We start from the raw sequence: 10,649 nt of genomic DNA on the forward strand, positions 1-10,649 counted from the left end.
CGTAGCAGCTGTCGAGCCTTGGCGAGGCTGCGTCGGCGGTGTGTCAGACGCGCCGCAAACGCAGCCTCGCCAAGGCTCGACAGCTGCTACGCGTCATCCTACTGAAGTTGTGTAGATACTGATGGCTATCGGGGCAAGCCCCCTCCCACATTTTGATCTTCACTATGCTCAGGATCAGTTCTTGTAGTCGGTATCGTTGCGCTCCAACTGCCGAATCAGCGCATTCCAATGCCGCGCCACCCCCGGTCCTTCGCCACTGGCAAACACCTTGGCCTGTTGTTCGACTTTCTCCACCACTTCGGCCGGCGGGAAGATCAACTCCGCATTCCCCGCCGCCTGCGCCGCCACCTGGATATTGCACGCGCGCTCCAACTGTTGCAGCTGCACAAATGCATGTTCAACGCTGACACCGGCGGTCAACAAGCCATGGTTACGCAGGATCATCACGCTCTTGTCACCCAGGTCCGCCACCAGCCGCTCGCGTTCGTCCAGGTCGAGGGCCACGCCTTCATACCCGTGGTACGCCACGCGTCCGGAAAAACCAATGGAGTGCTGGGAGATCGGCAGCAGGCCGTCCTTCTGCGCCGACACCGCGATGCCGTCGCGGGTATGGGTGTGCAGCACCGCTTGCAGGTCATGACGTGCGCCGTGGATCGCGCTGTGAATCACATAGCCGGCGTAGTTGATGCCCAGGCCGGTAGGGTCATCGACGATAGTGCCGTCGAGGTCGACCTTGACCAGGTTGGACGCACTGATTTCATCGAACAACAACCCGAAGGCGTTGATCAGGAAATGCTCCTCCGGCCCCGGTACACGGGCGGAGAAATGGGTATAGATGTGGTCGGTCCACTTGTACAAGGCAGCCAGGCGATAAGCGGCGGCCAGTTTGACGCGCACCTCCCACTCTTGCGGGGTAACGCGCTGGCGAACATTGCTGGTGAGATTGGTGATCGAGGTGACGCTGCTCATGGCAAAACTTCCTGGATGGCCTTAAGGACTTCCAGGCAAGCCTAGGGGATGGCCGAAAATAATAAAAAGCACATTTTAATCTAAGCTAATTATTATTTTTTTTCATATAAATCGTACCAATAATACAGGGCAAATGTGGGAGATCCCACAACCTCTTCGACGCAGCGCTGTCGCGCAGCAAACTGTGGCGAGCGGGCTTGCCACAAGAATGCGGTCGCCTGAAATTGTTCAGGCAAGACTCAAGACTTCAGGGTGAAATTTTAACCCCCTAAAATCATTCAGTTATTTTAAGTTTGATAAGAGGGGGCTTGCCCCCGATGGCCATGAGTATCTCCCGCAACGCTAACACCGATGCGAAGCGAGCCGCCCTTGATCTTGCTTTAGATCTTGATCTCAGGCGCCCCGTTAACCACGCTGGCCGGAATCCGATAGTGATTTGGGGGGGGTAAACCGGCAGGGATGCCGGTTTAGCCGCCCCGCGCCATGGATGGCGCGTGGCGGCGGCCCCCCACATCACTGTCGGATTACGGGCACACCGAGCCTGGGCGAGGTGCCGAGTGGTGGGGCAAGAGCCCTTTGCTTACTTTGGGGCTTTTCCAAAGTGAGCCGCCGTCAGGGCGGAACCCTAAGCCGCCGTTACCGCGGCAATGGATATGTACCCGGTCCAATCCAAAAAAATGGTCGGCCCAGAGGCCGTCATCGGGGGCAAGCCCCCTCCCACAGGCTTACGCGGCGTCGCGGACTTTATGCAGCGACGCCGCCACCCGCTTGCCAAACGCATCCACCGGCCCCTGCAGGTTGCCCAGGAAGTGCGGATAGATCAGCCACAAATCCATCACCGGCTTGAAATCCTTGAGCGGCATCACCGCCAGTTGCTCGCGGTGCGCACTGCGTTCCAGCAACGGCCGTGGCACCAGGCCCAAGCCCAGGCCGTCGGCCACCAGGCCCAGTTGCAGTTCGGTGCCGAAGGTCTCCAGGTTGACCCGCAGGGCCAGGCCCTGATCGGACAAGGTGCGCTGCAACCCGGCACGGAAGCCGCAGCCGTCCGGGTTGAGGACCCAGCCGTTCTGGTACACATCGGCCAGCTTGCAGGGTTTCTTCGGCAGTTGGGCCTTGGCGCAGACCACCACCAGTTCCATCTTGCCGATGGACTCGCCGACGATGTTGTCCGGGAAGATCTTGCCTGCCGGGAACAGCGCCGCCGCCGCGTCCAGTTCGCCGCGTTCGATCTTGCCCACCAACTGGCTGCCCCAGCCGGTGGCGACCTGGGCACGCAAGTCGGGGTATTCGCTGCGCAGGTGCTTGAGCGCGTCCAGCAGCACCACGTCGCCGATGGTCTGCGGCACACCCAGGCGCAGCAGGCCGGTGGGCGGTGCGTCGGTGGCCACCAGCTCGCGCAGGGCATCCATCTCGCGCAGGATCAACCGGCACTGCTCATAGACGCGGGTGCCGATCAATGTCGGCTTGAGGGGTTTGGTGTTGCGGTCGAACAGCTCCACGCCCAGCGCCTGCTCGAAGTTCTGCACGCGGCGGGTAATGGCCGGCTGGGTCAATTGCAACGACTCGGCGGCATGGCTGATGGACTGGCAACGAATCACTTCGACAAAGGCATCGATATCGTCAATTTTCATTTGGGCCGCACATAGAGAACAGTCATTAAGATGTGTGTGAAGCATAGTTGCAGGAACGTGGCGTGAATAGCCCGTGCTGCAATCGATAACGTCTAACGCTATTCAGACCGGTTCTAAATTACCTTCAGCTATAAGCTAATCATTAAAAAATAGCATATTAACTATAAACATTATGCTTAGATAAACCCATCCCTGCGACCACACGATGGAAGTGCCATGACCCAGGCCCGACACCCCGAGAGACTCAGAGCCTTCATAGGCGCCCTGGCGGAATTGATCGACGGCAATCCACGCGAAGGCGACCTGTTGCACCGTGGCGGCAAGCTGCTGGCGCAACTGGTCAGCCATGACGACTGGCTCCCCGATGAATTTGCCCAACCCGATCCCGAGCGCTACCAGCAGTTCTTGCTGCATGCCGATTCGCGCCAGCGTTTCAGCATCGTCAGCTTTGTCTGGGGGCCGGGGCAAAGCACGCCGATCCACGACCATCGGGTGTGGGGGCTGATCGGCATGCTGCGCGGCGCAGAGTTCTCCCAAGGCTTCGAACGCGCGCCCGACGGCAGCCTGGTCGCCGAAGGCCAGCCGATTCAATTGGTGCCGGGCCAGGTCGAGGCGGTGTCGCCCAAGGTCGGCGACATCCACCAGGTGAGCAATGCCCACAGCGACCAGGTGTCGATCAGCATTCATGTGTACGGCGCCAATATCGGCGCGGTGCGCCGTGCGGTGTACCAGCCCGACGGCAGCGAGAAACTGTTTATCTCCGGTTATTCCAACGCCTTCCTCCCGAATATCTGGGATTTGTCCAAAGAAAAGAGCCCTGCCCTATGACCACCGTACCGACCCGTAGCTTTGCCCGGATTCGCCAGGCCCTGTTGGACCGTGAAGAACTCGCCCTGGTCGACGTGCGCGAAGAAGCGCCGTTTGCCGAATCCCACCCGCTGTTCGCGGCGAATATCCCGCTGTCCAAGCTGGAACTGGAGGTGTATTCGCGCATTCCACGCCGGGATACCCAGGTCACCGTCTACGACAACGGAGAGGGCCTGGCTGCCCGTGCCGCCGAACGCCTGGTTGCGCTGGGCTACACCCAGGTCAGCCTGCTGGAAGGTGGCCTCGACGGTTGGCGCCGGGCCGGTGGCGAGCTGTTTATCGATGTGAACGTGCCGAGCAAGGCCTTTGGCGAGTTGGTGGAGAGCGAGCGCCACACGCCGTCCCTCGCCGCCGAAGAAGTGCAGGCGCTGCTCGACAGCCAGGCCGATGTGGTGGTGCTCGACGCCCGCCGTTTCGACGAATACCAGACCATGAGCATCCCCACCGGCATCAGCGTGCCCGGTGCCGAGCTGGTGTTGCGTGCGCGGGAACTGGCGCCCGACCCGGCCACCCGCATCATCGTCAACTGCGCCGGGCGTACCCGCAGCATTATCGGCACCCAGTCGCTGATCAACGCCGGCGTGGCCAACCCGGTGTCTGCGCTGCGCAATGGCACCATCGGCTGGACCCTGGCCGGGCAGAAGCTCGCCCACGGCCAGTCGCGGCGCTTTGCGCCAACCTCGGAAGAGCATCGCCAGATCGCCGCCGTCGATGCACGCCGCGTCGCCGACAAGGCCCGCGTCGGTCGCGCCACCCTGGCCGACCTGCAACGCTGGCAGCAAGACGCTGCACGCACCACCTACCTTTTCGATGTGCGCACCCCGGAAGAATTCGAAGCCGGCCACTTGCCCGGCGCGCGCTCCACCCCCGGCGGCCAACTGGTGCAGGAAACCGACCATGTCGCCAGCGTGCGCGGTGCGCGCCTGGTGCTGGCGGATGACGATGGCGTGCGGGCGAACATGTCTGCGTCGTGGCTGGCCCAACTGGGCTGGGACGTGCATGTGCTGGATGACCTGCAAGCGGCGCACTTCAGCGAAAAAGGCGCCTGGGTCGCTCCAGTCCCCGCGCCCCCCCAGGCCGAACTGATCAGCCCGCACACCCTCGCCGAATGGCTCGAGCATGGCGACACCGTGGTGCTGGATTTCACCGCCAGCGCCAACTACGTGAAGCGCCATATCCCCGGTGCCTGGTGGGTATTGCGCGCACAACTGCCCCAGGCCCTGGCCAAGGTGCCCGCCGCCCAGCGTTATGTGCTGACCTGCGGCAGCAGCCAACTGGCGCGCCTGGCGGTGGCTGAAGTCGAAGCGATCACCGGCAAACAGGTGTTCCTGCTGCAAGACGGCACCGCCGCCTGGATCAACGCGCAACTGCCGCTGGAAGAAGGCGAAACTCACCTGGCCTCACCGCGTATCGACCGCTACCGCCGGCCGTACGAAGGCACCGACAACCCCAGGGAAGCCATGCAGGCGTATCTGGATTGGGAATTCGGCTTGGTCGACCAGTTGGCCCGTGATGGGACCCATGGGTTTTACGTCATTTGACCCCAGGCACGCCTGCCCCCATTGCGGGAACAGGCGCTGCCCCAGGCTGATGGGGCGGGGGGGTACTGCGTTACTTTCTTTCTTCTGTGTCGGTGCAAGAAACCGTCTCCGAGCTACCGCTCAACTGAGACTGCATGGCGTGGACACCCGCCTCTATTTGCGAGGCCGCGCTGAACTGGGCGCCAAGCAGCAGGCTGAACATGACGCATGTGGTTGCCAATAATTTGAACATGACGAATCCTCACTGGTTCGCTGAGAGAGTAAAAATACCCCCATCGTTTATTCGCAGCTGACTTGGCTGCGTACTGCCATTTTCTGCCCGGCGCAACGCCTGGACACCTGTGAAGAATGACAGTGGCCTAGACAACTTCGCACTATGCAAACCTGCGCTGAGAGCGATTGGCGCCGCCCCCTTGGACACCCAGGCACCTCAGCCGCAATTACCTATTCGAAAAATACATAAACCGCATATTAGATAACCAATTATCTTAATATTTTTAATAATTAACATATAACCAAAAAGACCTTCACAGAAGGTTTTTATGAGCATAACGTGAACTCCTCACCGACCCCTTCTCCAGGCGGAGGTAGCCGAACCCTTTCACGATCTGCCTGGAGCCAGCATCCCATGGTCTTTTCCACTCCGTTCAAACGCCTGCTCCTGGGCACTGCCCTGGCCCTTGGCCTGGCCACCTGCGCCCACGCCGCCGACCTGCAACCGCTGCGGGTGGCCAATCAGAAATCGACGATCAAGACGCTGCTGGAAGTCTCCGGCGAAACGAAAAACGTGCCCTATGAAATCCAGTGGTCGGAATTCCCGTCCGCCTCGCCCCTGGGCGAAGCCTTGAATGCCGGAGCCGTGGACATTGGTGCCCTGGGCGACGCGCCCTACGTGTTTGCCCTTGGCGCCGGCGCCTCGCTAAAGGTGGTCAGCATCATCCACGCCGAAGGGCGTAACACCACCGCCCTGCTGGTGCCCAAGGATTCGCCGATCAAGACGGTGGCCGACCTCAAGGGCAAGAAAATCGTCACCGGGCGTGGGTCCATCGGCCATTACCTGGCGATCAAGGCGCTGGCCACGGCCGGCCTGACCACAAAGGATGTGCAGTTCATTTTCCTGCTGCCCAGCGAGTCGCGCCTGGTGCTGGATAACGGCACTGTCGACGCCTGGTCGACCTGGGACCCCTACACCACCGTCGTCACGTCCCAAAGCCAGGCGCGGATCCTGGCCAGCGGCAACACGCTGTTGAGCAATCACCTGTACCTCGCCGCCACCCGCCAGGCCATCGCCGACAAGCGCACGCAGCTGGACGACTTTGTCGCCCGCGTCGACCGCGCCTACGCCTGGGCCAATACCCACCCCGACGAGTACGCCGCCGCCCAGGCCAAAATCACCGGGCTGCCGCTGGCCGTGCATGTGGCCGTGGCCAAGGAAACCCGCCTGAGCCCGGTGCTGATTGACGACAGCGTGATCAGTGGCCTGCAGGCCACCGCCGACACCTACCAGCAAGAAGGCCTGCTGCCCCGGCACATCGACGTGTCCCAGGGCTTCGACACGAGCTTTAACGCCAAGCGCGTCCCCAACAACCAAGCATCACGCTGAAGGAGCAGAACATGAGCACGCCACATCAATTGAAACCCCGCCATTTGAAATTGGGCGCCATGGTCCACGGTGTCGGACACGGCTGGGGCGAATGGCGCCATCCGCAGGCGCAACCGAATGCCAGTACGAATTTCGGCTTCTACAAACAGCAGACCGAACTCGCCGAAGCGGCCAAGTTCGACTTCGTGTTCATCGCCGACAGCCTGCACATCCACGCCAAATCCAGCCCGCATTACCTCAACCGCTTCGAGCCGCTGACCATCCTCTCGGCCCTGGCCGCACTCACCAGCCATATCGGCCTGGTGGCCACCGTGACCGTCAGCTACACCGAGCCCTACCAGGTGGCGCGCCAGTTCGCGTCCCTGGACCATATCAGCGGCGGTCGCGCCGGCTGGAACGTGGTGACCTCGTGGCTCAGCGGCACCGCCGACAACTTCGGTAAAGCCGAACACCCACCCCATGCCGTGCGCTACCGCATCGCCAAGGAACACCTGAACACGGTCAAGGGCCTGTGGGACTCCTGGGAAGACGACGCCTTTGCCTACAACAAGCAAAGCGGCGAATTCTTTACCCCGGGCAAGCTGCATGCGCTGAACCACAAAGGCGAGTTTTTCTCGGTCAAAGGCCCGCTGAACATTGCGCGCTCGCGCCAGGGCCAACCGGTGATTTTCCAGGCGGGCACGTCCGAAGACGGACGTAACTTTGCGGCGCAGAACTCCGACGCCATCTTTGTGCATGTGGAGAGCATCGAAGAAGGCCTGGCGTATACCCAGGACCTCAAACGGCGCGCCAAAGGCTTTGGCCGTGACGCCGACAGCCTGTCGATCCTGCCGGGCATCCGCCCGATTGTCGGCCGCGACGAGGCCGAAGTGGAAAGCCGCTACCAGCAGGCCGTGGAGCTGGTCACCGTGGAAGACGCCATCGTCGCCCTCGGCCGCCCGTTCAACGACCACGACTTCAGCCAGTACCCGCTGGACGCGCCGTTCCCGGAACTCGGCGACCTGGGCGCCAACAGCCAGAAAGGCGGCTCCGACCGCATCAAGCAACTGGCCAGGGACGAAGGCCTGACCCTGCGCGAAGTGGCGCTGCGCTTCTCGCGGCCCAAGCGTGATTTTGTCGGCACCCCGGAGCAAGTCGCCGACGCGATCCAGACCTGGTTCGAACGCGGTGCCAGCGATGGTTTCATCATCAACTCGGTGCTGCCGGACGGCTTGCAGTACTTCACCGAACTGGTGGTGCCGGTGCTGCAACAGCGGGGCCTGTTCCGTAGCGAATACACGGGCCACACCCTGCGCGACAACCTCGGCCTGGCCGTACCGGTCAATCGTTACAGCATCGAGGTGGAAGAACCGCAGGAGGCGCTGGCATGAGCGAATCCCTCACTGTAGGAGCGAGCTTGCTCGCGAAGATCGTTAACGATAACGCGGGACATCTGACTCCCCTCGGCGCTCTCCGGTTTTTCGCGAGCAAGCTCGCTCCTACAAAATTACGGGTGATCACCCCATGACCCAACCGTCTCTACGCTCCGTGGAGGTCGCCAACTTCGAGGCCCTGCTCGAACGCCTCAGCGCCGAGCTGGCCGGCACCGCGCACCTGTATGACGAGAGCGGCGCCTTCCCCCACGCCAACTTCCAGCGGCTGCATGACCACGGCCTGGTCGCCCTCACCGTGCCCAAAGCCCTCGGTGGCGGCGGTGCCAGCCTGCCCCAGGCGCGCAAGGCGATCAGTGCAATTGCCAAGGGCGAACCGTCCACCGCACTGATCCTGGTGATGCAATACCTGCAACATACCCGCCTGCAAGACAGCAAGACCTGGCCGCCCCATCTGCGTACACAAGTGGCCGAGGACGCGGTGCGCAACGGCGCATTGATCAACGCCCTGCGCGTCGAACCCGACCTCGGCACCCCGGCCCGTGGCGGGCTGCCGGCGACCACCGCCGTGCGCACCGCTGAGGGTTGGCGCATCAGCGGGCGCAAGATCTACTCCACCGGCAGCCATGGCCTGAGCTGGTTCAGCGTATGGGCGCGCAGCGATGACGCCGACCCGCTGGTGGGCGCCTGGCTGGTGCCCAAGGACAGCCCCGGCGTGAGCATCATCGACACCTGGGACCACCTCGGCATGCGCGCCACCTGCAGCCATGAAGTGCTGCTCGACAATGTGCTGGTGCCACTGGACCACGCCGTCAGCGTCAGCCCCTGGAGCGCGCCGCAACCGGAACTGGATGCCGAGGGTTTCCTGTGGATGTCGGTGCTGCTGTCCTCGGTGTATGACGCCGTGGCCCAGGCCGCGCGGGACTGGCTGGTGAACTGGCTGGAAGAACGCACGCCGTCCAACCTCGGTGCGGCGTTGTCGACATTGCCGCGTTTCCAGGAAACCGTCGGGCATATCGACACCCTGCTGTTCGCCAACCGCAGCCTGCTCGACGCCGCCGCCGACGGCCACACCCCGGCCGCCAACGCCGCGCAGTTGAAGTACCTGGTCACCCACAACGCCATCCGCGCGGTGGAGCTGGCCATCGAGGCCTCCGGCAACCCCGGTCTGTCACGCCATAGCCCGCTGCAACGCCACTACCGCGATGTGCTGTGCAGTCGCGTGCATACCCCGCAGAACGATGCGGTGCTGCAAGGTGTCGGTAAAGCCGTGTTCGCCCAACACCAGAAGGAACGCACATGACTCAGGTGATTATTGCCAGCCAGTTGGACGAAGACTACAACGACGTGATCCGCGCACGCCTCACTGCGATCCACCCCGGAGCCCAGGTGATCGGCGTGCCGGCGGGCGTGCCGAGCGACCTGCCGCCCCAGGCGAATATCCTGCTGCTGCGCCCGATCAACGTGCGCGGCTACACCGCCCCGGACACCCCGCCACCGGGCTGGCCCTACGGCGCGCAATGGGTGCATTTGGTCTCATCGGGCATCGACTTCTACCCGCAATGGCTGTTCAACGGCCCGCCGGTGACCACCTCCCGGGGCAGCGCCGCCGACAACCTCGCCGAGTTCGCCCTGGCGGCGATCTTTGCCGCGGCCAAGCATTTACCGGATATCTGGGTGAAGGACTCGCAATGGAATTTCACCGCCCTGCGCCCACTCAAGGGCACCACCCTGGGCATCCTCGGCTTTGGTGCGATTGGTAAAAGCCTGGCGCAAAAAGCCCTGGGCCTGGGCATCAACGTTGTGGCCCTGCGTCAGAGCCAGGCACCGTTCGGCGCAGGAGTGCAGGCCGCCAACGACATCCACGACCTGTTCGCCCGCGCCGACCACCTGGTAGTGGCCGCGCCACTGACCGACGCCACGCGGCATATCATCAACCGCGATGTGCTGGGCAGCGCCAAGCCGGGACTGCACCTGATCAACATCGCCCGGGGCGGTCTGCTCGATCAGGAGGCGTTGCTCGAGGCCCTGGATAACGGCCAGATCGGCCTGGCATCGCTCGACGTGACCGAACCGGAGCCTTTGCCGGATGGGCACCCGTTGTACAGCCACCCACGGGTGCGGTTGTCGCCGCATACGTCGGCGATTTCGACCAATAGCCGCAACGAGATTGCCGATACGTTTTTGGCGAATCTGGAGCGCTACGTTTCAGGGATCGCACTGGCGAATCTGGCTAACGCCTGATGCCGTTCAAAAATGTGGGAGGGGCGGTGCGACGATTCGACTTGCTCCCGTGGCGGCCTTCGGGCCGACCGCTTTTTGGGTTTTGGGTGACCAAAGGGCTCTTGCCCCACCACTCGGTACCTCGCCTAGGCTCGGTATGCCCGAACGCAGGCTGAGGTCTGCCTGCTGGATGGAGATCCAAATGTGGGAGGGGGCTTTCCCCCGATGAGCATGGGTATCTACACAACTTCCAGTGACTACGGAATCTATGGCAATTAGGCTTCTGTGGTGAGCGGGCTTGCCCCGCGCTGGGCTGCGAAGCAGCCCCAAAACCTTCACCTCGATTGATTCTGGCACTCTGCGGTGACCTTATTGGGGCCGCTTCGCAGCCCAGCGCGGGGCAAGCCCGCTCACCACAGAGTTATGTGTCAGCCTTTAAGAGTTG

9 protein-coding genes are annotated in these 10,649 nt (G+C 62.6%); 6 read left to right on the forward strand and 3 right to left on the reverse strand.

What is annotated here, in order from left to right; all coding sequences use genetic code 11:
• Nucleotides 1–174: 174 nt before the first annotated feature.
• Together PspCFBP13509_RS31085 and PspCFBP13509_RS31095 are read right to left on the reverse strand one after the other, a co-directional pair.
• Nucleotides 175–969, reverse strand: coding sequence for a class II aldolase/adducin family protein (locus PspCFBP13509_RS31085; RefSeq protein WP_074847032.1), 795 nt, complete (start codon nucleotides 967–969; stop codon nucleotides 175–177).
• Between the two features lie 725 nt (nucleotides 970–1,694).
• The gene (locus tag PspCFBP13509_RS31095; RefSeq protein ID WP_027608694.1) at nucleotides 1,695–2,600 is read right to left on the reverse strand and encodes a LysR family transcriptional regulator; all 906 of its coding nucleotides are present in this window, start codon (nucleotides 2,598–2,600) and stop codon (nucleotides 1,695–1,697) included.
• Nucleotides 2,601–2,816: 216 nt separating this feature from the next.
• Here PspCFBP13509_RS31095 and PspCFBP13509_RS31100 point away from each other — a divergent pair, with 216 nt between their 5' ends.
• Nucleotides 2,817–3,428: a cysteine dioxygenase family protein gene (locus tag PspCFBP13509_RS31100; RefSeq protein WP_065925151.1), complete on the forward strand. Its 612-nt coding sequence runs from the start codon at nucleotides 2,817–2,819 to the stop codon at nucleotides 3,426–3,428.
• Nucleotides 3,425–5,008 (forward strand): rhodanese-related sulfurtransferase, encoded by a 1,584-nt coding sequence (locus PspCFBP13509_RS31105; RefSeq protein ID WP_137213184.1) that lies wholly within the window; start codon nucleotides 3,425–3,427, stop codon nucleotides 5,006–5,008. Before PspCFBP13509_RS31100 ends, PspCFBP13509_RS31105 begins: the two co-directional genes overlap by 4 nt.
• A gap of 70 nt (nucleotides 5,009–5,078) precedes the next feature.
• On the opposite strand, the gene PspCFBP13509_RS31405 is transcribed toward PspCFBP13509_RS31105, so the two are convergent.
• Nucleotides 5,079–5,240: a hypothetical protein gene (locus PspCFBP13509_RS31405; RefSeq protein WP_161985746.1), complete on the reverse strand. Its 162-nt coding sequence runs from the start codon at nucleotides 5,238–5,240 to the stop codon at nucleotides 5,079–5,081.
• A gap of 396 nt (nucleotides 5,241–5,636) precedes the next feature.
• Between PspCFBP13509_RS31405 and PspCFBP13509_RS31110 the strand changes: the two genes are divergently transcribed.
• The 4 genes from PspCFBP13509_RS31110 (at nucleotide 5,637) to PspCFBP13509_RS31125 (ending at nucleotide 10,225) form a co-directional block, all read left to right on the forward strand.
• Complete coding sequence (locus PspCFBP13509_RS31110) at nucleotides 5,637–6,611, forward strand: ABC transporter substrate-binding protein (RefSeq protein WP_065948163.1); 975 nt, start codon at nucleotides 5,637–5,639, stop codon at nucleotides 6,609–6,611.
• Nucleotides 6,612–6,622: 11 nt separating this feature from the next.
• On the forward strand, nucleotides 6,623–7,981 hold the full coding sequence (locus PspCFBP13509_RS31115; protein ID WP_065948162.1) for an LLM class flavin-dependent oxidoreductase: 1,359 nt from the start codon (nucleotides 6,623–6,625) through the stop codon (nucleotides 7,979–7,981).
• A 133-nt stretch (nucleotides 7,982–8,114) separates the two neighbouring features.
• Entirely contained in the window at nucleotides 8,115–9,284 is a 1,170-nt protein-coding gene (locus tag PspCFBP13509_RS31120; RefSeq protein WP_137213185.1) for an acyl-CoA dehydrogenase family protein, read from the forward strand.
• A complete protein-coding gene (locus PspCFBP13509_RS31125) occupies nucleotides 9,281–10,225 on the forward strand; it encodes a D-isomer specific 2-hydroxyacid dehydrogenase family protein (protein ID WP_137213186.1) in 945 nt (314 codons plus the stop codon). Before PspCFBP13509_RS31120 ends, PspCFBP13509_RS31125 begins: the two co-directional genes overlap by 4 nt.
• The last annotated feature ends 424 nt before the right edge of the window (nucleotides 10,226–10,649 follow it).

Source organism: Pseudomonas sp. CFBP13509 (assembly GCF_005233485.1).
Taxonomy (GTDB): Bacteria; Pseudomonadota; Gammaproteobacteria; order Pseudomonadales; family Pseudomonadaceae; genus Aquipseudomonas; species Aquipseudomonas marginalis.